Source organism: Alkalihalobacillus trypoxylicola (assembly GCF_001590785.1).
GTDB lineage: Bacteria > Bacillota > Bacilli > Bacillales > Bacillaceae_D > Alkalihalobacillus > Alkalihalobacillus trypoxylicola.
On the sequence record NZ_LTAO01000005.1, the window covers coordinates 21,475 to 45,255 of the forward strand.

At 34.3% G+C, this 23,781-nt stretch carries 23 protein-coding genes; 22 read left to right on the forward strand and 1 reads right to left on the reverse strand.

What is annotated here, in order from left to right:
* The first annotated feature begins 3 nt into the window (after positions 1-3).
* The 16 genes from AZF04_RS04710 (at position 4) to AZF04_RS04785 (ending at position 14,836) form a co-directional block, all read left to right on the forward strand.
* Positions 4-1,260, forward strand: coding sequence for a glycosyltransferase (locus tag AZF04_RS04710; protein ID WP_061947767.1), 1,257 nt, complete (start codon positions 4-6; stop codon positions 1,258-1,260).
* A gap of 89 nt (positions 1,261-1,349) precedes the next feature.
* Entirely contained in the window at positions 1,350-2,450 is a 1,101-nt protein-coding gene (locus tag AZF04_RS04715) for a glycosyltransferase family 2 protein (protein ID WP_061947768.1), read from the forward strand.
* Positions 2,451-2,492: 42 nt separating this feature from the next.
* A complete protein-coding gene (locus AZF04_RS04720) occupies positions 2,493-3,656 on the forward strand; it encodes a glycosyltransferase (protein ID WP_061947769.1) in 1,164 nt (387 codons plus the stop codon).
* 138 nt (positions 3,657-3,794) lie between these two features.
* Complete coding sequence (locus tag AZF04_RS04725; protein WP_235599924.1) at positions 3,795-4,499, forward strand: CDP-alcohol phosphatidyltransferase family protein; 705 nt, start codon at positions 3,795-3,797, stop codon at positions 4,497-4,499.
* An 11-nt stretch (positions 4,500-4,510) separates the two neighbouring features.
* Positions 4,511-5,026, forward strand: coding sequence for a GNAT family N-acetyltransferase (locus AZF04_RS04730; RefSeq protein WP_061947771.1), 516 nt, complete (start codon positions 4,511-4,513; stop codon positions 5,024-5,026).
* An 18-nt stretch (positions 5,027-5,044) separates the two neighbouring features.
* Positions 5,045-6,085, forward strand: coding sequence for a GNAT family N-acetyltransferase (locus AZF04_RS04735; protein WP_061947772.1), 1,041 nt, complete (start codon positions 5,045-5,047; stop codon positions 6,083-6,085).
* Positions 6,086-6,090: 5 nt separating this feature from the next.
* Positions 6,091-6,813 carry a cytidylyltransferase domain-containing protein gene (locus tag AZF04_RS04740; RefSeq protein ID WP_061947773.1) on the forward strand — a complete coding sequence of 241 codons (723 nt, stop codon included), beginning with the start codon at positions 6,091-6,093 and terminating at the stop codon, positions 6,811-6,813.
* A gap of 9 nt (positions 6,814-6,822) precedes the next feature.
* A complete protein-coding gene (pseG, locus tag AZF04_RS04745; protein WP_061947774.1) occupies positions 6,823-7,866 on the forward strand; it encodes a UDP-2,4-diacetamido-2,4,6-trideoxy-beta-L-altropyranose hydrolase in 1,044 nt (347 codons plus the stop codon).
* Between the two features lie 64 nt (positions 7,867-7,930).
* Entirely contained in the window at positions 7,931-8,995 is a 1,065-nt protein-coding gene (pseI, locus tag AZF04_RS04750) for a pseudaminic acid synthase (RefSeq protein ID WP_061947775.1), read from the forward strand.
* A gap of 14 nt (positions 8,996-9,009) precedes the next feature.
* Positions 9,010-9,957, forward strand: coding sequence for a dTDP-glucose 4,6-dehydratase (locus AZF04_RS04755; protein WP_061947815.1), 948 nt, complete (start codon positions 9,010-9,012; stop codon positions 9,955-9,957).
* Between the two features lie 17 nt (positions 9,958-9,974).
* A complete protein-coding gene (gene pseC / locus AZF04_RS04760; RefSeq protein ID WP_061947776.1) occupies positions 9,975-11,150 on the forward strand; it encodes a UDP-4-amino-4,6-dideoxy-N-acetyl-beta-L-altrosamine transaminase in 1,176 nt (391 codons plus the stop codon).
* Positions 11,151-11,172: 22 nt separating this feature from the next.
* Positions 11,173-11,373 (forward strand): YjfB family protein, encoded by a 201-nt coding sequence (locus tag AZF04_RS04765; protein ID WP_045485210.1) that lies wholly within the window; start codon positions 11,173-11,175, stop codon positions 11,371-11,373.
* 133 nt (positions 11,374-11,506) lie between these two features.
* Entirely contained in the window at positions 11,507-11,881 is a 375-nt protein-coding gene (locus AZF04_RS04770; protein ID WP_045485208.1) for a flagellar protein FlaG, read from the forward strand.
* Between the two features lie 97 nt (positions 11,882-11,978).
* Positions 11,979-13,982, forward strand: a complete 2,004-nt coding sequence (gene fliD, locus AZF04_RS04775) for a flagellar filament capping protein FliD (protein ID WP_061947777.1) — start codon at positions 11,979-11,981, stop codon at positions 13,980-13,982.
* 93 nt (positions 13,983-14,075) lie between these two features.
* The gene (gene fliS / locus AZF04_RS04780) at positions 14,076-14,477 is read left to right on the forward strand and encodes a flagellar export chaperone FliS (protein WP_061947778.1); all 402 of its coding nucleotides are present in this window, start codon (positions 14,076-14,078) and stop codon (positions 14,475-14,477) included.
* Entirely contained in the window at positions 14,477-14,836 is a 360-nt protein-coding gene (locus AZF04_RS04785; protein WP_061947779.1) for a hypothetical protein, read from the forward strand. Before fliS ends, AZF04_RS04785 begins: the two co-directional genes overlap by 1 nt.
* A gap of 103 nt (positions 14,837-14,939) precedes the next feature.
* On the opposite strand, the gene AZF04_RS04790 is transcribed toward AZF04_RS04785, so the two are convergent.
* Positions 14,940-15,878 (reverse strand): DUF6612 family protein, encoded by a 939-nt coding sequence (locus AZF04_RS04790; protein WP_061947780.1) that lies wholly within the window; start codon positions 15,876-15,878, stop codon positions 14,940-14,942.
* Between the two features lie 526 nt (positions 15,879-16,404).
* Between AZF04_RS04790 and AZF04_RS04795 the strand changes: the two genes are divergently transcribed.
* The 6 genes from AZF04_RS04795 (at position 16,405) to secA (ending at position 23,728) form a co-directional block, all read left to right on the forward strand.
* Complete coding sequence (locus tag AZF04_RS04795; RefSeq protein WP_012960443.1) at positions 16,405-16,602, forward strand: cold shock domain-containing protein; 198 nt, start codon at positions 16,405-16,407, stop codon at positions 16,600-16,602.
* A gap of 513 nt (positions 16,603-17,115) precedes the next feature.
* Positions 17,116-17,877 (forward strand): 5-oxoprolinase subunit PxpB, encoded by a 762-nt coding sequence (gene pxpB / locus AZF04_RS04800; RefSeq protein WP_061947781.1) that lies wholly within the window; start codon positions 17,116-17,118, stop codon positions 17,875-17,877.
* A 105-nt stretch (positions 17,878-17,982) separates the two neighbouring features.
* Positions 17,983-18,753: a LamB/YcsF family protein gene (locus tag AZF04_RS04805; protein WP_153017212.1), complete on the forward strand. Its 771-nt coding sequence runs from the start codon at positions 17,983-17,985 to the stop codon at positions 18,751-18,753.
* Positions 18,743-19,726 carry a 5-oxoprolinase subunit C family protein gene (locus AZF04_RS04810; protein WP_061947782.1) on the forward strand — a complete coding sequence of 328 codons (984 nt, stop codon included), beginning with the start codon at positions 18,743-18,745 and terminating at the stop codon, positions 19,724-19,726. Before AZF04_RS04805 ends, AZF04_RS04810 begins: the two co-directional genes overlap by 11 nt.
* Before the next feature lie 237 nt (positions 19,727-19,963).
* A complete protein-coding gene (hpf, locus tag AZF04_RS04815) occupies positions 19,964-20,518 on the forward strand; it encodes a ribosome hibernation-promoting factor, HPF/YfiA family (protein ID WP_061947783.1) in 555 nt (184 codons plus the stop codon).
* A gap of 693 nt (positions 20,519-21,211) precedes the next feature.
* Positions 21,212-23,728, forward strand: coding sequence for a preprotein translocase subunit SecA (secA, locus tag AZF04_RS04820; RefSeq protein ID WP_061947784.1), 2,517 nt, complete (start codon positions 21,212-21,214; stop codon positions 23,726-23,728).
* Positions 23,729-23,781: the final 53 nt, after the last annotated feature.

The window sequence follows — 23,781 nt, forward strand, 5'->3', positions numbered from 1 at the left end:
AGGATGGAATTACAATCTCAATTAAAGAAATTTAACTGGGAATATAAACTAGATTTATATATGGATTGTTTTGATTATGTAAACAATATAAAGGAAGTAAGTACACCAGAACTATCAGTAGTGGTAATATCATGGAGGCTACATAAGGATACGTTAGTAAATTTTAAAAAATTACATGAGCAAAGGAAAGCACAAAACTTCGAATTAATTTTTGTGAACAATGGTGCCAGTGTCGAAGAGTTTAGTGTATTAGAACCATATATAAATACTTATATAAAGCTCAAGGAAAATACAGGTGCTTATTTAGCAAGAAATATAGGGGCAGTTTTTACAAATTCTCCTATTTTATTTTTTTTAGAAGATGATGGGATTCCTGATGAACAATTGATTGATTCTCATCTACTAGCACATAAACGCTACGATGTAATATCAGTTGCAGGAATATACCTTTATAAAACAGATAATGTTTTAAATGAGATACAGACTCACTACTATAGCGGTGATATGATTTTCCCTAAATTTTCTAATTTAGAAGGGAATACATCCTATTTAAGTAAAAGTTTTTTTGAAGTAGGAGGATGGGATGATGCTATAAAATTTGGTGGTGGAGGAAAAGAGCTTGCTATTAGACTATTCCAAAAGTACCCCATTTATTCAAAGCAAATTTATAGTCCTTATAGTATTATTTATCATGATTACGTAGCGGATGAAAATCATTTAGAAAGAAAGTTATTAAGACAGAAGCAATCATTTGCAAGATTAGAAAAAAAGCACCGAAATTGGGCAGAGTTTAAAAATGAATGGGCTCCTTATGTTAGAAAACAAGGAACAGTCGTTCTTAAATCAAGAGAAATAGAATTAGAGAAAAAATTTGATGCACTAATGAGTCATGTGTTAAAACGAAATAATAATAAAATTTCGTCTTATATGAGTGGGATAATTTTTATCGATGACATTGAAAGAAACAGAACACTATTGAATAGTTTAAAAAGTAAAAATCTTGTTATTTTCGGTTGCGGTTTATTTGGAAGAAATATAAATAAAATGCTATTAAATCAAAATATAAAAATTAGCTATTTTTGTGATAACAACAAACAGATATGGAATGAAAATATTGATGGTGTTAAAGTAATTTCACCAACCATGTTAACTGAAGACTATTATATATTGATTGCATCACAATGGAGCTTTGATATAAGTATACAACTTCAAGGGTTAGGGCTTAAGGCAGGAGAGCATTATAAAAGAGTGATCTATTAATATTATTAATATTAAGGGAGTAATCGAGTTTACAACTTAGCACTGTTAGTTTTAAAAGATATAATACTAGTATTATTGTGGAGGAATCTATGAGCCATAAATCACCATTTGTATCAGTTATAATACCAACATATAACAGAGCTGAAGTCATTATGAGAGCAATAAATAGTGTGTTGAATCAAACGTACAAAGATTTTGAAATGATTATTATCGATGATGGCTCTAGCGATAATACAGAATATGTAGTGAAGCAGATAATTGACTCAAGGGTTAGATACATTAAGCACCATAAAAATCTAAATGGGGCTATTGCTAGAAATACTGGAATTGACGCATCTCGTGGTGAATTTATTGCATTTTTAGACTCTGATGACGAGTGGTTACCAAGGAAGTTAGAAAAGCAATTATCGATCTTATTAAAATGTGACAACAAAGAGAATGTTCTTTGCTATTCACAACTCATAAAACAGACAGGGGCAATAAAAAGGACCTCACCAAAAAGAGGGATTGAAACTTCAGAATTAGTAGAGGAATATTTATTTTTAAATAATGGTTTAATTCAGACTAGTACTCTTATTTTACACCACTCGCTTATAAAGAAAATAAGGTTTGATGAACAATTGATTCGTCACCAAGATTGGGATTTATGTTTACGTTTGTCGCGAGAAAATGTAGATTTTCTATTTCTAAACGAGCCCTTAGCTGTTTGGTATGATGAACAATGGTTGGAAAGAGTTTCAAAGAAAAACGACTATAAATTTTCATTAAAATGGATTAATTCTTATAAAGGAGAAATATCAGAAAGAGCATATGATGCATTTTTAGAAAAAACGGTCATTCCGAGAAAGACTTTACATGAAACTAATTTGAAAAAGAAAACCAAACTTAAGGAATTAATGAAAGATAAAAAAGTGGCTATATATGGTGCCGGATTAACAACCCAATCCATTCTTGAGGAATTGGAATTGGAACAGGAAAATATAGAACAAATAGTGGCATTAATTGATAGCTCTCCTGAAAAGCAAGGAATGAGATTTCAAGGTATTAAGGTGTTTCCTCCTTCAAAGATTTTGTCTTTAGTAATCGATGTATTAGTCATTTCTGTTGATAAGGTAGAGGTCTCCAAGGGGATTTTAACAGAGTTAAAAGGTATGGATATGGTGGTTATCGATTTAAATCAATATCTATGAATGATTGATAACCATTTAATGTGATGTAGGAAGGGTAATTTTATGATGGAAAGTTCTAAAATGCACATCATTACTGCTGTAGACGATCATTATGCACAGCATCTGGGAGTCATGCTAACTTCATTATTTGAGAATTTAAAAAAGGATACTTCTGTGCAGCTATATATTATTGATGGGGGAATCCAAGATAATAATTCTTCAAAACTTAAATCATTATTAGGGAGATTTAAAGTAGACGTTAAATACGTAAAGGTGAACAAAGAAATATTAAATGATTTTTTCATCGATAAGCATTTAAGTGTTGCCACATATTATAAAGCTTTAATCCCATTATTGTTAGAAAAAGATATAAACAAAGTGATCTATCTAGATAGCGATATCATTATAAAGGACGATCTTTATAAGTTGTGGGAAACAAACGTTTCATCCACGTTCCTTTGTGCGGTAGATAATTCAAATTTACAACGGAATGCAGACTTAAATATGCCAGCTACTGCTAATTATTTCAATGCAGGTGTCATGATTATCAATGTTCAAAAATGGAGAGAAAATCATATTGTCTCTAATGTTTTGGATTTTATAAGCTATCATAAAGAAGGATTGAAATTTCATGATCAGGATGCATTAAATGTAGTATTGATGGGGAAATGGGAAGCTTTACATCCAAAATGGAATTATAGAGAATCTTATAAAAGCATTACAGCTGAAACTTCTAAGGATTCTATTTTAGAAATTCATGAGGCCATTAAATATCCTTCCATTATTCATTTTACGGATGCATCAAAACCTTGGCACTATTTAAACAATCATCCTTATAAGGGTGATTATCTCTATTACTTAAGTAAAACACCATGGTCAGATTATGCTTATCCAAAGCAACACGAAATAGAAGAGTACTTTACAAGCAAAAAAGTAATTATTTTCGGTACAGGGAAGAGTAGCGAGGAGACGGCATCCTTATTGGAGTCTAAAAATTATCGCATTGCTTATTTTCTTGATAATAATCCCCAAAAATGGGGGCAGGATTTAGGAAAAACTACTATACAAAAACCGGAAACTTTAATTAATGAGCAGAAAGAATCTATTTTTATTATTATAGCTAGCATGTACTACACGGAGATATCGAGCCAGCTAGAGAGTATGGGTTTTAAACGAAATATTCATTTTGTTGTTAAAGGTTTTGAGAATGAGCTAGGAAATGATTAGTTTACTGGAAATGCAATTCCTTTATTTAATACGGTGAGATGAATAGGTATTGAAATAATCAATTCTAATATAAGTTTGGTATTTCAAAGCATTATTATAGAAATTTAAAAAGTGATTACTTGAAAAGGGTAGATATCATTGTTAAATAAATTTATTGAGTGGTATAAATCATTTAAATTAAAGTACGTTGTGCAAGAAAGAAGAAAGCATGAATACTTTATAAATCGATATTACGCACATCTAGTGGACCCCTTCTTTACTAAGTTAGTTTATGACCTCAGATTCTCTCCTAACATGGTTACACTAATTTCAGCAAGTATGGGGATTTTTGCTGGGGTGTTTTTTGCTTTTGAGTATTTTATAATCGGTGCATTTCTAGTTCAATTACACCATTTATTTGATGGGGCTGATGGGAATTTGGCACGGCTGACAAACAGGTGTTCAAATTTTGGAGCGATGCTAGATAAGTATTTAGATAGGGTAGTAAGACTTGTATTATTAAGTTCGGTTTTATATATAACGGATGTACCAATTATAATAAAAATATTGTTTGTGGCAACTTTATTCTTTGATTTAGCGATTGTACATTATTTTGTCTTACCTTTTATGAAAAAATATGAACTTGTGAGAGCGAAATGGAAGCAATGGTGTTTAAATCATGGTATTATTCCCGCATTTGATATATTTTTAATCTATTTTTTATTATCCGTGTTTGGTTTTTTAGGAAGGTTAGATCTATTTATCTATGTAATAATTATTGGGAAAAATATAGACTGGCTTTATAGAGTATGGGAATGTGTAAAAACAAAATATTACTATAAAGTAAAAATAAAAAATGTATAAGAGGGATTTTTATGTTAGAAAATGATGAGATAAAACTTCGAGTAATAGAAGAAGAGGATATAAAATATATAAAAAAATGGCATAATGACTTTGAAATTTCAAAACATACGACATTAACTGCGTTTACACCAAGAAATACTGAAGAAGAAATAAATTGGTACAAACGGAAAATCACAGATACTACCAGTCGCTTTTTTATGATTGAACATAAAGTCGACCTTAAAACGTTTGGATTTATGTCGTTTTCAAACTTAGATTACCGTAATCAAAAAGTGCTATTATCTATCGTTCTTGGCGAAGAGGAATATAGAGGGAAAGGTTTAGCTTCTCAAGCACTTTCTCTATTCGGTATTTATTTAAAAAATGAATACAATATTCGTAAATGCTCTGTTCAGATTCTAGAAGGAAATAAGCCGTCGTTAGCCTTGTTTAAACGAAATGGCTACATAGAAGAAGGAGTATTGAAAAAGGAGATATTTAGAGCAGGTGAATTCCAAGATCTTCATATTTTAAGTAAATTTCTTTGATTTAAAAGGATGAATGTAATGATAAAAAATAAAATTGCTGAGGAATTAGAAGATGATGCGCTAAATGAATTTGTATCAAAATATGGCTTAGTTCAGCATTCGCCTAAATTAAAAACTATATTTGAGGGGTTTAATAGTTACCTTTATAAATACGTGGCCTGTTACAATGGTCAAGAAGTAGTTGGGATTTTACCATTTATACATTATAAAAATGATTTAGGTGATGTTGTTCATTCTCTTCCATATTTAGGATATGGAGGTGGCTGTACGATTGATGATGATAATGAGATACTCTCATCCATGTTACTGACTCTAATGGAATATTGTCAACAAAAACAAATACTTCTACTTACGATATGTACTCCACCGTTCAGTAAACAATTGAATGTCTATACAGAAACACTTCAACCAGATTATATTAAAGATAATTTTTACCAGTACATTCCTTTACGGAGTGACTTTTTAACATTGATGAATAGCAAGAATAGGAATAACTTAAAAAGAAATCTTAAACATGCTGAATCCACAGGAATATATTTGAACCAAGATAACTCTGAGGAAATGTTAAAAGTATGGTATGAAACTATATATAAACCAAGGTTAGAAACGACAGGTGGAGCTATTTATCCGTTTGAGGTATTTAATCATTTAAGGCACTTTTTTGGAGGAGATAGAGTGGTTGTCCAATACGCAATGTTGGATGATACGATAGTAGGTGCTAGTATTTTACTTAAACAAAACAAGTCACTTGATAATTTTATGAGAGTAGTCGGAAATGACTATATGCATACTCAAGCTGGTGTTATGTTAGATTATTGGAGTATACAATATGCACAATCACAGGGCTATGAATATTATAATTGGCAGTCATGTGATAGGGTAGATTCACCTATTTTTAAATATAAAGAGAATTGGGGATCAAAAGTAGACAAACACTTTTATATAACGAAAACGATTAACTCGATTGAGGAATTTAAAAGGTCGAGTTTAGATGAAATTATTGAGAATTATAAAGGAATTTACGTATTGCCTTATAGTGAATTTAAGAAAAAGGGGTAATCGGAATGAAAATAATAATAATTATTCAAGCACGTATGGGATCAACTAGATTGCCAGGTAAAGTGTTGAAACCTCTAGGTCAATCAATAGTATTAGATTATGTAGTATCTCGATGTAATAGAATCGCTGCAGATGAAGTTATAATAGCGACATCGAATTTAAAGAGTGATGACTATATTGAAGAATGGTGCAGGGATAATAAAGTAACATGTTTTCGTGGTTCAGAAGAGGATGTTTTATCACGCTATTATGAATGTGCAAAGCAATATTCCCCTGACTATGTAATTAGAGTAACGTCTGATTGTCCATTTGTTGATTATGAAATGGCGAACGAAATCATTGCTGAAATGAAAAGTAATCCAGCCGATTATGTGAAAGTTGTAGGGGACTTGCCTCGAGGACTGGTTGTGGAATTATTCTCGTATAAGACACTTGAATTCATGAACTTAAAGGGAAATCAGCCGAGGCACAGAGAGCATGTTACCTATTATGGATATGAACATGCCAATCTATTTAAAATCACAACATATTTAGCACCTGTATCTATTCAAAAACCACAATTTAGAATTACTTTGGATACAGAAGAAGACTATGAACTTTTACAGGCGGTTGCCAATTATTTTAATAGTGATAAATATGTGTCTTCTGAAGAAATCATTCATTATCTTAGTAATAATCCTGATATCGCAAAATTAAATGCACATGTTGAACAGAAACCAGTTATTTGAGGTGTTTTTATGAATATAGCTTTTCGAGTTGATGCGTCTGTTCATATTGGAACTGGTCATGTAATGAGGTGTATCACCTTAGCGGAATCACTTAAATCACATGCTAGTAAAATCGTTTTTATTTGTAAAAATCTCCCGGGTCACTTAATGGAGCATATAGAAAAAAAAGAGTTTTTAACTATTTCGTTAACCTCAGAACCTTTTAAACAAGAAAAAGATGCTGAGGAAGTAATAGAAAAAGTTGAAAATATCAATCTAGATTTTATCATTATTGATCATTATGAAATTGATCAAAAGTGGGAAAATCTTTTAAGGGCATTTACAAAAAAAATAATAGTAATAGATGATTTAGCAAATCGCCATCATGATTGTGATATTCTCCTTGACCAAAACTTCTATCCTTCTATGAAACAGAAATATAAACAGTTAGTTCCAAGTGATTGCCAGTTACTCCTAGGTCCTAAATATTTACTCCTACGTCGAGAGTTTTATAATGTTCTACATCGGAAAAGAGGGGAATTTAAAAATCTGCTAGTATTTTTTGGTGGTAGTGATCCAACAAATGAAACATCAAAAGCACTACTTGCATTAGCGGAGTTAAAATTAAAAAATGTAAGCATTAACGTAGTTGTTGGAAATGCAAATCCAAATAAAGATGATATTAAAGGGATATGCGAAAAAATAGGAGCTAATTATTATTGTCAGATACCTTACATGGCTAAATTAATGGAAGAAGCAGATTTATCGCTTGGGGCAGGTGGATCGACGATGTGGGAACGTTCTTTTGTGGGGCTACCATCATTAGTAACAATGGTAGCAGAAAACCAGTGTGCCTCAACTGAAGCTGCAGCTGAATTTGGAGCAATCAAATTAACTGGTTGGCATGAGACGGTAACAAAAAGCACATATATGAAAAAACTCAATGAACTAATACATAATGAGAACGCATTTAAAAGCATGCAACTTAAAGGTTATGAACTCATAATGAGAAATGAGAATAAGAAATTTGAGCAACATCCTTTAATCAACCTAATGTTCAATGAAAGATGTTAAATGATATACTTTTACCGATACATATAATATACACGTTTAATAACAAATGAGGTGCACCCTACAAATGAACGAAATACAAATAGGAAATAGAAAAGTAGGTTTACATCATAAGCCTTTTATTATTGCTGAAATGTCTGGTAATCATAATCAGTCCTTAGAGAGAGCTCTTCAAATTGTAGAAGCAGCGGCTGAAGCTGGAGTGGATGCAGTTAAGCTACAAACTTATACAGCTGATACTATGACCATTGATATAAACGAAGGTGCTTTTTGGATTGATGATGATAAGAGCTTATGGCAAGGAAATTCACTATATAACTTATATAAAGAAGCTTATACACCATGGGAATGGCATCAAGCTATATTTGATCGCTGTAAAGAGTTAGGATTAATTGCCTTTAGCTCTCCATTTGATGAAACAGCTGTTGATTTTTTAGAGAAACTAGATGTTCCAGCTTATAAAATTGCTTCATTTGAAAACGTTGATTTACCTTTAATTCGTAAAGTCGCTAAGACGGGAAAGCCAGTCATTATTTCAACGGGTATGGCAACAGCTGCTGAGATAGATGATGCGGTGCGTGCTGCGAGGGAAGCAGGTTGTAAAGATTTAATTTTATTAACGTGTACAAGCACATATCCAGCTAGCCCAAAAAATACGAACCTTAGAACAATGCCTCATATGAAAGAGCTTTTTGATTGTCAGGTGGGTTTATCTGACCATACGATGGGGCTTGGAGTAGCGGTTGCTAGCGTCGCTCTTGGTGCAACCGTTATTGAAAAGCATTTTACATTAGCACGTGCAGATGGTGGAGTTGATTCTGCCTTTTCTCTAGAGCCATTTGAAATGAAAGCTTTAGTTTTTGAAGTGGTGCAAGCCTGGGAAAGTCTTGGTTCTGTTTTTTATGGAACCACAGAGGCAGAAAAAGCATCTTTAAAGCATAGAAGGTCTCTTTATGTAACAAAGGATTTAAATCAGGGTGATGCCATTTCACTTGAAAATATAAAAGCAATCCGCCCAGGACTTGGTCTACCAACTAAATATTTAGATTTAGTGTTAGGGAAAATCGTGACCAAGCAGGTGAAAAAAGGAGAACCATTGACGCTAGATCTATTAATGGAGAATGAACAGTGAAAAGAGGAAAAGACATGAATGTACTTGTAACAGGTGGAGCTGGATTTATTGGTAGATGGGTGGTTAAACAGTTAATTAATGATGGCCATTATGTTACCGTGTTTGATGATTTATCGAACGGTCAAGAAAAAAACCTAGAGGAATTCAAGGATTCTCCTTTTTTAAAAAAAGTCATGATAGGAGACATTAAAAACACTAAGGAATTAGAAGCGATATTTGATAAAGGGAATTTTTCGATATGCTTTCATTTAGCAGCTTCGATTAATGTTCAAGACTCCATCGATGATCCGCGTACAACGTTTGAAAATGATACAATTGGAACCTTTAATATGATGGAGCAGTGTTTGAAGCATCAAGTAAAGGTTGTATTTATGAGCACATGTATGGTGTATGACCGATGTTATGATCAAACAGGGATTTCTGAAGAGCATCCAGTAAAACCTGCTTCACCTTATGCGGGTTCAAAAATTGCTGCCGAGAATATGGTGTTGTCTTATTTCTATAGCTATAAACTACCCGTTGTTGTTGTTAGGCCCTTTAATACGTATGGACCATTTCAAAAAACAGGTGGTGAAGGTGGCGTAGTCGCTATTTTCATAAAAAAAGCTTTAGAAGGAAAAGATGTTCAAATCTACGGAAATGGTACACAAACACGTGATTTATTATATGTAGAAGATTGTGCGAACTTTGTAGTGGAGGCTGGTTATCAGGATAGTGTGAATGGTCAAATTATTAATGCTGGCTTAGGGTCTGACATTACAATTAATGATTTAGCCGAAAAAATTGTCGGTGATAAAAGTAAAATTAAGCACGTTGAACATATTCATCCTCAAAGTGAAATTGAGAAGCTATTATGTAACTCTTCAAAAGCTTTTGAACGATTAAATTGGAAACCGAAATTTGACCTTGATCAAGGGATAGAAAAAACGAGAGAATGGATTAGAGAAGGAAATCTAGATTAAGAGACAAGGTGAAGGTTATGCTAGCAATAAACGGTGGAAAACCAGTACGAGACACGTTTTTATCTTATGGAAAACAGTCGATCGATGATGACGATATTGAGTCGGTAGTTCAGGTATTAAAATCTCCTTTCTTAACACAAGGTCCAGTAATAGAAGATTTTGAAGAGGCAATAGCCAATTATGTAGGGTCTTCATATGCCGTCTGTTTTAGCAATGGAACGGCAGCTCTACATGCTGCTTATTTTGCAGCTGGTATCCAAGAGGGAGACGAAGTGATTACCACTCCGATTACCTTTGTTGCAACCTCTAATGCAGCTCTTTATCAAGGTGCGACACCTGTATTTGCAGATATTGATGAAAGTACCTACAATTTATCTGTAAGTAAAGTGAAAGAGAAATTGACTAAAAAAACGAAAGCCATTGTATCTGTTGATTATACGGGACAGCCGGTAGACTACGATCCATTTAGTGATTTGGCAAAGAAACATCAATTAGTTTATATCAGTGATGGAGCCCATTCTTTAGGTGCTACCTATAAAGGAAAAAAGGTCGGTATCCAAGCTGATATGACGATGTTTAGCTTTCACCCAGTAAAACCTATCACTGCTGGAGAAGGCGGAGTCATTGTGACAAATCATCCATTATTTCGTGATCGACTAAGGTTATTCCGTTCACATGGGATTTCAAAAGGTAATATAAAACCAGATCAAGGTGACTGGTTTTATGAGATGCATGAATTAGGAATGAATTATAGAATGACGGATATTCAAGCGGCACTTGGATTATCACAGCTAAAGAAAATCGAGAGTTTTATAAAAAAAAGACAGCAAATTGCATCACTGTATAACGAAGCATTTAAGGAAATGGAAGGTTTAATTATTCCGTCACAGTTACGAAACACTACATCTGGATGGCACTTATATGTTATACGATTAGACCTGTCAAAATTTAAAGTAAATAGGAAGGTTATTTTTGATAGCTTAAGAGCTGAAAACATTGGAGTTCATGTTCATTATATACCAGTGTATAAGCATCCTTATTATCAACAAATGGGATTAAATTCTTCCTGCATTCATGCTGAACATTTATATAATGAAATGATTACTTTACCCTTATATCCTGATATGAACAAACAAGATGTAAAGGATGTAATCAAAGCTGTAAATAAAGTCTTAAAAGAATACCTTCAATAAAAGGATGCAAGGGGGAAATTCTATGGATATAGCTATGCTATCTATCGCTTTAAATCAAAATCAAGTACAGTCACAAGCGAGCCTATCTCTAATGAAAAAAACTCTTGGGGAAGTAGAACAACAAGGAGAGGCTATAAAGAAATTAATGAGTACTGCAGATGTACGAATGATACAATCTATAGCTGAACCTCATTTAGGGCAATCAATTGATATTCGCTTATAGTTTTAAAAGAAGCCTACATTAGTAGGCTTTTTTATTAGGAAATCATTAAATACTATAGTTATAGGACTTTATACCCTTATAGGGTTAACGATGATAACCGATAAAAGAAATAAACACATTTGGAGGACTTATTATGGAAATAAAGCCAACTTCAGATGCTTATTCAACTTTTAAAGCAAAGGCTGCTAATGAAGATCAAGATTTTAAGTTTAATTTTGAGACTCCTACTTCGATTGTTACAGAGGGAGAAATCAAATATAAAAAGAATTACCAAGGTGCCATTCCAGCTGAAGTGCTTATGAAAAAAGTTGATAGCATGAATGAATTATTGAAGTCTAATTTAACAACGGTTCGATTCAATGTGCATGAAGATTTAGAGAGAATTTATGTTCAGCTAATTAATCAAGATTCAGATGAGGTAATTAAGGAAATCCCACCCGAAGAATTTTTAGATATGGTCGCAACGATGCTAAAAAATGTTGGTTTAATTGTAGATGAAAGAATTTAAAAAAATAAGTAGGCAAAAAAGCGATAGACAAATGAATTAAAAACACGGCTTTTCATTGAAGCTATCTATAAAAAGTGATTAAAAGGAGAATGAATATATGGGTATGAGAATGACCGGTCTTGCCTCTGGCATGGACATTGAATCGATGGTTAATAGCCTAATGACAGCAGAGCGTATGCCTTTAAATAAGATTTTGCGCCATCAGCAAACGATTAACTGGAAGATGGAAACCTATCGAGGAGTTAATACAAAATTTAATACGTTTCGTAATAATATTTTTGACAATGTCATGCGTTCCTCCAAAATGCTTGCCAAATCTGTTACAAGTTCTAATAATAGCGCTGTTACTGCAACTGCCAATTCAAGTGCTGGTAATACGGCATTAAGGCTATCAATGGTAACTCAGCTTGCGTCAGCAGCAACGAATCATAGTCAAGGACGAATTTCTAATGAGAAAATTGATTTAACTAAATCGATGTCTTCCCAATCGCTTGGAATGGAAGAACAATGGGAAAAAGGTGTCGTTCATACTCAAAATTTTACGATATCAGATAACAAAATCGAAATAAATAAAGATAATATAAAGAATCCTGAAGATATGGTTGTGAAGGTTGGCAATAAAAATTATCGTGTTGTTACAGATGAAAACCAAACCCTAGCTGATAATGAAGTGTTGGTAAAAGATGGAGTAATCCATTTTAAACCAGGAGTTGAAAGTGCAAGAACGGCACAAGTGACTTATATAACTGAAAATGAAACGGATACCTTTTTAACCGGTGAAGATGACGAAGCTAGAACAGCCTTCCAATTAAGAAAAGGTGGTTTGGATTTATCGAGTTTATCGATAGAAGTGGACGGACAGGCATTTAATATTGTTACGGACCTTAGTGAGTTAAATGATAACAACGTTTATGTGAACGCAGAAACGGGTTTAATTCGTTTTAACTCTGAACAAAAAAATGTATCTGTTAACTATCAGCAACAATATTTGACTTCAAATATGAGTACACATACTGAAAGTGGCGTAAAATCAGGTAGTTTTATTTTTACATCTAATCAATCGATGAATCAGGTATTGAATACGATTAATAGTTCAAATCTTGGAGTTAATGCCTTCTTTGATGAGCATACTAGTCAAGTGAGTTTTACCAGATCTGAAACGGGTCGTTTTAATACAGACTTTCCTCAAGATGAAGAGAATAACAGTAGAGAAATGAGCTTTGAAGGTGGTTTTTTTACTAATGTGCTAAAAATGGACAATAGTAAAGAAAAAGGTGGAGTAAATGCTCAATTTACTGTAAATGGTTTACAGACAGAAAGAACGAGTAACTCCTTTACACTTTCTGGAATGACGGTTACATTAAAAGAAACTTTTACAGATGAAGTGACTTTATCATCCTCTGCTAATACAGATGAAGCCTTTGATACGATTATGGCTTTTGTGAATGAGTATAATGAATTACTCGAGCATGTGAATGGTCTACTTAAAGAGGATCGACATCGTGATTATCATCCACTAACAGATGAAGAAAAAGAGGCCTTATCTGATCGAGAATTGGAGAAATGGGAAGAGCTTGCTCGTTCAGGATTGTTGAAAAACGACGCCACTTTAAGAACTCAAATGGATCGAATGCGAAATGATATGTATTCTCCGATTGGAGGATTAGGTGGTGCCTTTAGTCAATTGTCTCAAATAGGAATTACAACATCCCCTGATTACATGGAGAGAGGTAAATTAGTTGTAAACGAAGAGCAATTACGTGCTGCACTTGAGGAGGACCCTGAGGGCGTATATGAAATGTTTAATGCAGATGGTGATACTCATGCTGAGCAGGGAATAGCGAGAAGGCTTCGTGATTCATTAGATGTAGCGATTACTCAGGTTGCAGAGCGAGCAGGTGGAATGAAAGGTAAAAATAGTAACCACCAATTTACACTAGGGCGTAGTCTTAATGACATTAATGATAGAATTTCTACTTTTGAGAGAAGATTAGAACAGAGAGAATCTCGTTATTGGGCACAATTTAATGCAATGGAAAAGGCCATCCAACAAATGAATTCTCAAGCTGATTTTATCTATGCTCAATTGTTTAGTCAGTAAAGAAATATCTTCAATTTTTTGGGTAAATAGTCCCCTTTTCATATGAAAACGCGTTATAATAGAAGGACAAACTGTTAGAAGAGGATGTGGCGTATGTCAACAGCACAAATGCAAGCAACGTATAAACAAAACGCATTAAAGACGGCTAGCCCTGGTGAGCTAACATTGATGTTGTATAATGGTTGCTTAAAGTTTATCAAGCAGGCAGAGCAAGCAATGAGTGCTGAGCAAGTGGAAGAAAGAAATGTATATATTACAAAAGCTCAAAATATTATTCGAGAATTAATGGTCACTTTGAAAACAGATTCAGAGGTTGGCACTAATATGATGAGAATGTATGATTTTGCTCTAAATCGATTAATCGATGCTAATGTGAAAAATGAATTAACGGCATTAAAAGAAGCAGAAGAGATTATGACAGAATTTCGTAACACATGGAAGGAAGTCATTTTACTTGATCGAAAGCAACGTCACGGTGTAGGTGGTCAAGCTTAATGTCGATTGTTCATACATTATTGAAGCAAGCACAAAGCTTTTATAAAGATTTAGAAAATCCTTTACCTAAAGAAGATGAGCAAAGAGCTGCTTATTTATTAATGATCGAGCAAAAATTAAATGAACGACAAAATCTCCTTCTTTCCCTTGAAGGCTATCAGCTAAAGGAAGAGGAAAGAAATGAGGCAGAGCAATTAGTCGTTCTTAATAAAAAAATAGAATCGCGTATGCAAGAGATTAAATCGACGATTCAGCTTGATATTGGGCAGGTTGTTCATAAAAAGAAAAACGCACGTAAATATGAAAATCCATATAGCGCGAGAACACCTGATGGCATTTTCTTTGATAAGAGAGAATAACAGCAAAAATTTAGTGATTAAGATGATAGAAGATTTTCCCGATATTCATAAGAAAATGGTGCTCTTTATTAATAAAGGGCACCATTTCTCTATTTCTAAATCATTATTCCACGGGCATTCCTAAATCTTCTTCTGTAAGCTCGTGTGCATTTTCTATTACATCTTCAGGAATTTCAATTGAATCTAATTCGTTATAACCATAGAATGTACCGACCATTTTCTGAGTGATCGTTGCTGTTTCTCCCTCAGCTTCCATCGTCATCGTCATATTCATATCGATAGACTCTTGGTAGTAAGTTTCTTTATTAATCGTTAAAACATAATCGATTTCTGAAATATCCATCATTTCCATCATCATTTGCATGTCAGCCATCTCACCTGCATCGGTCATCGACATCATAGACTCAATAAGCTCCATTAAGTTATCGTCACTACCACTAACCGTTAATACATAAACATCTCCATCTTCTTCTACAGAAACATCATCACTAAAGCTTTGTAATAATTCTACTTGCTCCTCTGGAGATACATCCATTTCAGAAAGAGCTAAAATCTCTTCTGTCATCGATGCTGGATATTTAGCCCACATATCCATTGTTGGCTCATAGACGTACATACCATCCTCTGTGAAGTAAGATTCCATTTGCATAGGTCCGCCTAGTTCAGGAATGCCCATATCCATATCAATTAACTGATACATACCAAATGGTTCTAGGATAACATCCATTTTCATTTCAATACTAGTAGTGATTTCACTAGTCTCAAGGTCAGGAATATCTTGACCTAAATCCATCACTTGATCAATCGTCATTTCAGATGAGAAGCTATTCACTTCATTCATCGCTTCTGTTGAACGAGTTAAAATCTCTGTAACATCTAATTCATTCGTTCCTTCTTCTGCAGAAACCTCTTCTACTTCTTCAGATTCGTTATCGTTTCCACCAACCGCATCATCAGCAGGTTCAGCATCCGTTCCTTCATTACACGCACTTAAAATAAGTGCTCCAGCCATAAACAAGCCTAACCATTTATGTTTAGTCATTAAATTCCACTCCTTCTCCCTAGTTATATATAATTTTATGAACCGTTGACTATTTTACTAGAAGTTGGAAGGATTGAACAGTGTAAAACCTTGAATCATATTATTCGAAAAAGTAGAATTTTACAAAAATAAGCCAAAAGAATGAGTTTACATTTATGATAAAGAACTGAAGGGTTTTCTTTAATTTTCAAAAAAAGGGAAAATGGATTTTACATAAAAATGATATATACTTGTAATGAAGTGGATTTATTAATTGATAAGGTTATCATTTAGAAAAAAATACGATTTAAATCTAATCATTCAGATAAGAAAACTTATTTTCGTTTTATTGAAAAAATTAGAACTTTAGAACTGTTTTTTCGAAAATAAAGAAAGCGTTGTCAATTTTTGATTAAATTCGCTAAAAACCTACATACAAAGACAAATAATCTGCTGTAATAGCGTTTGACAATCACTACAGGCGCTGATATAGTAAAACTGTGGAAATTATCCACAGCAATTTTTTTTACGAAGGGAATGTGAAAGCATGCAAGGAAAAGTAAAATGGTTTAATGCAGAAAAAGGTTTTGGTTTCATCGAGCGTGAAGATGGAGATGACGTATTCGTACACTTCTCAGCAATCAACTCAGAAGGTTTCAAATCTTTAGATGAAGGTCAAGACGTAGAATTTGAAATCGTTGAAGGTGCTCGCGGACCTCAAGCTGCAAACGTAGTTAAGCTTTAATTCACATTCCTGGGTAGGAAATGAATCATAGCTATTAACCATTCAACCCGTCTCTTAACAGAGGCGGGTTTTTACATTTTATAGTAAAAAAAGAATAAATCAGACATGAAAAACGAGTCTAAAAGATGGGTGTACGTTCGTTCTTACTCATACTATAATTAAATTAATTTGAATATTGAGTCAATTTAATGATTGCTTTATAAATGATTGAAACCGAACAATGATTATAAAAATGTCCTGAGTGTAATTGAATCAACAGGTTGATTGAAACGGTAGGTAGTGACTCCTAAAGGATGAGCACCGTTTGAAGATCCACTCTGACGAAGCTCTGCGTAGTCAGAGTGAGCTGAAGACAACCCCTTGTGGGAAAGCATCTACCTAAAGTGAAAAATCAAAAACCTAATAGCTCGGTTTTTATTAAAAGATCGAAAAGGTGAAATGGGTTCTATTTAGCAAAGAATAGGGTAATAAAAAGATAAAAGATTAAAATTGAATAGATGAGGTGGAAAGTAAATGGGTCTACTCGATATTGAACCTCTTGGAGAAAGAGCAATTCGAATTGGTTTTGGTGAAGAGGTTTCCTTACGTACTCAGCAAAAAATTCAAGTCGCCAGTAAAATGTTAGAGGAGGCGAATTTTGATTTTATTGAACATTCTTTACCTAGTTATACCGCACTAACCATCGTATATAATCCAATTAAAAGGTGTTATAGTGAAGTTAAAAAAGCATTGAATGAAACATTAAAAGAAATTGAAATATCTCAATTAGAAAGACCACCTTATGTAGAAATACCTGTATGCTATGGTGAAAATTTTGGTCCAGATTTACAAGATGTCGCAGATTATCATGCTATTACACAGAAGGAAGTAATAGATTGGCATAGTAAACAAATTTATCCGATTTTTATGATTGGCTTTGCTCCAGGGTTTCCTTATTTAGGTGGCTTAATACCTGAGCTTTACACTCCTAGGTTATCAAATCCGAGAACTCATGTAGAGGCAGGTTCTGTAGGAATAGGAGGGAAGCAAACCGGCATTTATCCGGTTTCATCTCCTGGAGGCTGGAGAATCATTGGTCGAACTCCTGTTTCTCTTTTTAATAAAGAAAAGGAACCACCAGTTATTCTACAAGCTGGGATGTTTTTAAAATTTCAACCTATTGACCTAGAAGAATATAAGAAGTTAAAGGCTTTAGTAGAACAAGATGAATATCAGTTGAATATTCAAAGTATTAGCTTGGAAGAAATTGAAAGCAAAACCATTATAATTGATTAATGGTTTATATCATGTATAAATCATAAAAAAGTTCAAAAAAACTTGATTGTATATTATATAGAAGAAACTGGTCTGATTATTGTATAAGATGGGTAGGAGATGCTGATGTTTATTGATTTAAATTGTGACTTAGGTGAAGGATATGGCCCTTATAAAATCGGAAGAGATGAAGAAATCATTCCGCTCGTGTCCTCTGTAAACATAGCTTGTGGATACCATGCTGGTGACCATTCTGTCATGGCAAAAACAATAAAAATGGCTAAAAAGCATCAAGTATCAATAGGAGCACATCCAGGATATCCCGATTTACAAGGCTTTGGGAGAAGGTTTATTCCAATGAAATCTGAGGAAATTTTCGATATGCTCGTATACCAGATTGGTGCGATATCTAGCATGTGTAAAGCATATGGTACATCATTAGAGCATGTGAAGCCTCATGGAGCGCTCTACAACCTAGCATCCGTTAATCCATCCGTCGCAGAAGCGATTGTCCAGGCCATCAAAGCAGTAGATCATTCTTTAATATTATTTGGTTTATCAGGAAGTGTTTTAAGCAAAATAGGTGAAGAGCACGGGTTATGTGTAGCGCATGAGGTGTTTGCTGATCGTACCTATCAAAATAATGGAATGTTGACTCCAAGAGAGCAGAAAAATGCAGTCATTACCGATGTTGAAATGGCTTCTAAAAGAATTAAGGAGCTCATCTCCAATGGAGAAATGCCTACTGTATCAGGAAAGAAAATACCTTTAAAGGTTGATACGATTTGTGTACATGGAGATGAAGATAAGGCATTTATATTTTTGAAAAAACTCAGGAGTCAGTTAGTATCGCAAGGAATCGACGTGAGAAAAGTAGGCGAGCATCATGGTACTTGACACTTTTTATGTAGAAAGAGCTGGATTACTAACAACGATACAAGACAAAGGTAGATATCATTATATGAAATCTGGTATTAGTGTATCTGGAGTGATGGATCCTTATGCAGCAGAAATCGCTAATATATTAGTAAATAATGATGAGAACGAAGCAGTGTTAGAAATAAGTATAGTCGGCCCAACACTCGTGGCATTAGTAGATGGGGTTATTAGTATAACCGGAGCTGATTTAGATGCTCGGCTGGATGGAAAAGCGGTTGAGTTATGGAAAAGTATCCACATAAAAAAAGGACAACGGTTAACTTTTAGAGCAGCTTCATCAGGTATGAGAGCATACTTAGCCATTCAGGGAGGCTTTGAAGCTGAGTTTATATTAGGAAGTTATTCTACATACTTAGCAGCAGCAATAGGTGGTATTCAAGGCAGAGCGATTAAAGAGGGTGATATTCTTCAAAGTAGGGAAGATTTTAGCTCCAATAAAAGCCATTTAACGGCATTCTCCAAAAGCATTATTCCTCAATATAAAGATCAATATGAAATTAGGGTAATAGTTGGTCCTGACTTTGGGTGCTTTAAGAAAGAAAGTTATCGAACTTTTTTTAACTCCGTTTATAAAGTTTCTAATCAGTCTAATAGAATGGGGCTTCGCCTCATTGGAAATTCTATTGAGTTAAAAAAAGGGAAGGAGGATATTTTATCTGATGCCATCATGTTTGGAACCATTCAAGTTCCAGCTTCTGGGGATCCTATTGTATTAATGGCTGATAGACAAACAACTGGTGGATACCCTAGATTAGCTACTGCTATTACCGTTGATTTATTTAAGCTAGCTCAGGCACGCTCAAATGATACTCTTCGGTTTAAAGAGGTTTCAATAACAGAAGCACAGCAGCTGTACAGAAACTATCAGCTTTGGCTCCGTTTTTTTAGAGGTAGTATAAAACAATTGAACATGTTAAAAGCCAAAAAATAAACGTAGTCAGTTATGTTGTAACAAAAAATTCAGTTTTCTATGACATTTCTTCGTCTCTTGCATCTAATTTTTGGATTATTTCAACAAAATCTATTATAATAAAAGTATACCAACTTAATAACCTTTTTAAGGATAAAATAAGGTGGTTGCTTAAAACGTAGTGAAAATTTTACGTTTTAAAAGGTTTTTTGTTAGGGTATGTAGAAGTAAGGTAATTAGAAAAGGAGGAGTTCTTAAATGCAATATAATATTCGTGGTGAAAACATCGAAGTAACTCCAGCTTTAAGAGAATATGTTGAGAAAAAAGTAGGAAAGTTAGAGCGGTATTTTGATACAACTCCAGTGGCAGATGTGAATGTGAAAATGACAGTTCTTAACAGTCAGCATATTATTGAAATTACTATTCCTCTCCCACAGTTATTATTAAGAGGAGAAGAAGTTCATACCGATATGTATGCAGCGATTGATGTAGTGATTGAAAAATTAGAGCGTCAAATTCGCAAGCATAAAACAAAAGTAAATCGTAAGTTTCGCCAAGAAGGCAGTTTGAAATATATGTTTAAAAATGAGCTAGAACCTTTAGAAGAAGAGGATTTAACACAGGAAGATGAGTTAGAGGTTGTTCGTACAAAACGTTTTAATCTAAAGCCAATGGACGCAGAGGAAGCGATTTTACAGATGGATATGCTAGGTCATAACTTCTTTGTTTTCTCAAACGCCGTTAGTGGTGGAACAAACGTTGTCTATAAGAGAAAAGATGGCCGCTATGGTTTAATTGAGCCAGAGGCTTAATAAATAGATTGTTTTTTAGATGATTAAAAGCCGAAAGTGATGAGAGCTGATTGCAGCTCCATCACTTTTTTTGGAATAAGGCTGGCACATACCCTGTTTTTAAATCATCTCATATAGCGAAACTTGAAATGATGTGTAAGGATGAAAAACACATTAACTAACAATGAACCCTCCTTCTTGTAAAGAAAGTGGATTCTGTTGAATTATTTTTAGAAAGGGCGAAATCTAGCGAACGGAAGGCACAGGGAATTCATTGTGAGGAAGTGGTTATGTCAAAAGCCGCTTTTAAAAAAGTTCATTCGGCAGCACCACACCTGATGCGGTGTATTGAAGAGCGAACAGACGAACATCTAACATGTGTGGAGTTCCTCATTCATTCATATGATCTCACCCTCTTTTGAATAATGAAGGTATTCAATTGGAGCATTTCTAGATAGTTTTTTTATAATGGAATGAACAAGAATGAATCTTTCATGAACTTAAATAAACGATAACCCTCCTTGGTATGAGTCTGCTTGTAAGCACGCGCTTAACCTGTTAAAATTAAGCAACAGAAGAATTAATAAAATCATGCATGTAAGTCACTTCATTACTTTCAAAAAATGAGGATTCGATATTTATCAGTTAAGATTCTGTGTATAAATGAAAAATGAATATGTGTGAACAAGCTGAATAGAAGAGAGGAAGAATTTCATGATAGGTTTGTTAAAAAAAGTGATTGGTGATCCGAGTCAGCGTCAATTAAAAAAGAATGAAAAAATAGCAGATGAAATCGATGCGCTCGCAGAAGATATAAAAAAACTAAGCGATGAACAGTTAAAAGCCCAAACAGAGAGCTTTAAAAATCGATATCAGCAAGGTGAAAAGCTAGACAAGCTATTGCCTGAGGCTTTTGCGGTTGCTCGTGAAGCGGCGGGAAGAGTAGTAGGAGAGTATCCTTACCGTGTTCAAGTACTAGGTGCCATAGCTCTTCATCAAGGAAATATAGCCGAAATGAAAACGGGTGAAGGTAAAACTTTAGTGGGTACACTTGCTGTCTACTTAAATGCTCTTGCAGGTAAGGGAGTACACATTGTAACGGTTAATAATTACTTAGCTAGCCGTGATATGGAGAATTACGGAAGAGTCTTTGATTTTTTAGGCTTAACGGTAGGTCTTAATGAGAATGGACTATCAAAAGAAGAAAAACAAAAGGCTTATCAAGCAGATATTACTTATAGCACGAACAATGAGCTAGGATTTGATTATTTACGAGATAACATGGTTCTTTATAAAGAGCAAAAAGTCCAAAGACCACTATATTTTGCTTTAATTGATGAAGTGGATTCTATTCTGATTGATGAAGCACGTACACCTCTTATCATTTCAGGCTCCGTTGAACGCTCGACACAGCTCTATCAACAAGCCAATTCCTTTGTAAGAGTTTTAAAAAATGAAGAAGATTATACGTATGATGAGAAAACAAAAAATGTTCAATTGACAGAAGAAGGGGTAAACAAAGCGGAGCGTGCTTTCGGAATTGAAAACCTTTATGATCAAAAGCATGTTCAATTAAATCATCACCTTTCACAAGCATTAAAAGCTCATGTGGTCATGCATCGTGATGCCGACTATGTTGTCGAAGAGGGAGAAGTTGTCATCGTTGACCAATTTACTGGTCGTTTGATGAAAGGTCGTCGTTATAGTGATGGATTACATCAAGCCATTGAAGCGAAAGAAGGAATGGAAATTCAAAGAGAAAGCATGACCCTTGCTTCGATTACCTTCCAAAACTATTTTAGAATGTATGGAAAACTAGCTGGTATGACTGGGACAGCTAAAACAGAAGAAGAAGAATTTCGCAATATTTATGGAATGGATGTTATGGTCATTCCAACAAATAAACCAATCGCAAGAGACGATAAGGCTGATTTAATTTACAAAACAATGGAATCTAAATTTAAAGCTGTTGTTAATGAGATTGACGAGCTTTATAAAAAGGGTCAACCCGTTTTAGTCGGTACCGTAAGTGTAGAAACCTCAGAATTAGTATCAAAGCTTTTGAATAAACGAAAAATACCTCACCATGTATTAAATGCAAAAAATCATGAACGCGAGGCAGAGATTATTGAGAAAGCAGGCCATAAAGGCTCCGTAACGATCGCTACTAATATGGCGGGCCGTGGAACGGATATTAAATTAGGGGACGGTATCCTAGACTTAGGTGGCTTACATGTACTTGGTACAGAAAGACATGAAAGTAGACGAATAGACAACCAGCTAAGAGGTCGTTCTGGTCGACAAGGAGATCCAGGTTCATCTCAATTTTATTTATCCATGGAAGATGAACTCATGCGTCGTTTCGGATCGGATAATATGCGCTCTATGATGGAAAGACTTGGTATGGATGAAGACCAACCGATAGAAAGTAAGATGGTTTCGAAAGCAGTGGAAACGGCTCAAAAAAGAGTAGAAGGAAATAACTTTGATGCTCGTAAGCAAATATTGCAATATGATGATGTTATGCGTGAGCAGCGTGAGATTATTTATAAACAACGTGATGAGGTTCTTGAATCTGAAAACTTAAGGAAAATTGTAGAAAGCATGATTAAATCGGTCGTCGAGACGAATGTAAGGCTGCAAACTCCTGAAAGTGAAGTGCCAGAGGATTGGGACTTACAAGCGATTGTTAATTATATGACAGCTAACTTATTAAAAGAAGATGACTTAACGGAGAAGGAAATTAAGGGCTTAGACTCTGAGGAAATTGCCGAGCTTATTTACGATAAAGTCATTGAAAATTATAATGAAAAAGAAGAACAATTTACGCCAGAGCACATGCGTGAATTTGAAAAAGTGATTATGCTTCGTACTGTTGACCGAAAGTGGATGAATCATATTGATCAAATGGATCAATTACGTCAAGGAATTCATTTGCGAGCATATGGGCAAAATGATCCGCTAAGAGAATATCGCTTTGAGGGCTTCGAAATGTTTGAGCAAATGATTGCTTCTATAGAGGAAGAAGTAGCCATGTATATTATGAAAGCTCAAGTTCAGCAAAATCTAGAGCGACAAAAAGTTGCAGAAGGTAAAGCTGTACAGCAAACAGACGGAAAAGAACAAAAAAAACGTCGACCAGTTCGAAAAAGTGTAACGGTTGGTCGTAATGACCCCTGTCCTTGTGGTAGTGGAAAAAAATACAAAAACTGTCATGGCGGAAACGAATAAATCATAAAAGTTAAAAACAACGATTTAAGATTCCCCTCACCTATTTGTTGAGG

Bases quoted from the DNA above. Each gene is read 5' to 3' on its own strand.
- AZF04_RS04740 (WP_061947773.1), top strand. From the start codon at position 6,091: ATGAAAATAATAATAATTATTCAAGCACGTATGGGATCAACTAGATTG.
- AZF04_RS04715 (WP_061947768.1), top strand. From the start codon at position 1,350: ATGAGCCATAAATCACCATTTGTATCAGTTATAATACCAACATATAAC.
- AZF04_RS04735 (WP_061947772.1), top strand. From the start codon at position 5,045: ATGATAAAAAATAAAATTGCTGAGGAATTAGAAGATGATGCGCTAAAT.
- AZF04_RS04710 (WP_061947767.1), top strand. From the start codon at position 4: ATGGAATTACAATCTCAATTAAAGAAATTTAACTGGGAATATAAACTA.
- AZF04_RS04790 (WP_061947780.1), bottom strand. From the start codon at position 15,878: ATGACTAAACATAAATGGTTAGGCTTGTTTATGGCTGGAGCACTTATT.
- AZF04_RS04805 (WP_153017212.1), top strand. From the start codon at position 17,983: ATGTTTATTGATTTAAATTGTGACTTAGGTGAAGGATATGGCCCTTAT.
- pseI (WP_061947775.1), top strand. From the start codon at position 7,931: ATGAACGAAATACAAATAGGAAATAGAAAAGTAGGTTTACATCATAAG.
- hpf (WP_061947783.1), top strand. From the start codon at position 19,964: ATGCAATATAATATTCGTGGTGAAAACATCGAAGTAACTCCAGCTTTA.
- AZF04_RS04765 (WP_045485210.1), top strand. From the start codon at position 11,173: ATGGATATAGCTATGCTATCTATCGCTTTAAATCAAAATCAAGTACAG.
- fliS (WP_061947778.1), top strand. From the start codon at position 14,076: ATGTCAACAGCACAAATGCAAGCAACGTATAAACAAAACGCATTAAAG.
- pxpB (WP_061947781.1), top strand. From the start codon at position 17,116: ATGGGTCTACTCGATATTGAACCTCTTGGAGAAAGAGCAATTCGAATT.
- AZF04_RS04795 (WP_012960443.1), top strand. From the start codon at position 16,405: ATGCAAGGAAAAGTAAAATGGTTTAATGCAGAAAAAGGTTTTGGTTTC.
- AZF04_RS04755 (WP_061947815.1), top strand. From the start codon at position 9,010: ATGAATGTACTTGTAACAGGTGGAGCTGGATTTATTGGTAGATGGGTG.
- secA (WP_061947784.1), top strand. From the start codon at position 21,212: ATGATAGGTTTGTTAAAAAAAGTGATTGGTGATCCGAGTCAGCGTCAA.
- pseC (WP_061947776.1), top strand. From the start codon at position 9,975: ATGCTAGCAATAAACGGTGGAAAACCAGTACGAGACACGTTTTTATCT.
- pseG (WP_061947774.1), top strand. From the start codon at position 6,823: ATGAATATAGCTTTTCGAGTTGATGCGTCTGTTCATATTGGAACTGGT.
- AZF04_RS04785 (WP_061947779.1), top strand. From the start codon at position 14,477: ATGTCGATTGTTCATACATTATTGAAGCAAGCACAAAGCTTTTATAAA.
- AZF04_RS04730 (WP_061947771.1), top strand. From the start codon at position 4,511: ATGTTAGAAAATGATGAGATAAAACTTCGAGTAATAGAAGAAGAGGAT.
- AZF04_RS04720 (WP_061947769.1), top strand. From the start codon at position 2,493: ATGATGGAAAGTTCTAAAATGCACATCATTACTGCTGTAGACGATCAT.
- AZF04_RS04810 (WP_061947782.1), top strand. From the start codon at position 18,743: ATGGTACTTGACACTTTTTATGTAGAAAGAGCTGGATTACTAACAACG.
- AZF04_RS04770 (WP_045485208.1), top strand. From the start codon at position 11,507: ATGGAAATAAAGCCAACTTCAGATGCTTATTCAACTTTTAAAGCAAAG.
- fliD (WP_061947777.1), top strand. From the start codon at position 11,979: ATGGGTATGAGAATGACCGGTCTTGCCTCTGGCATGGACATTGAATCG.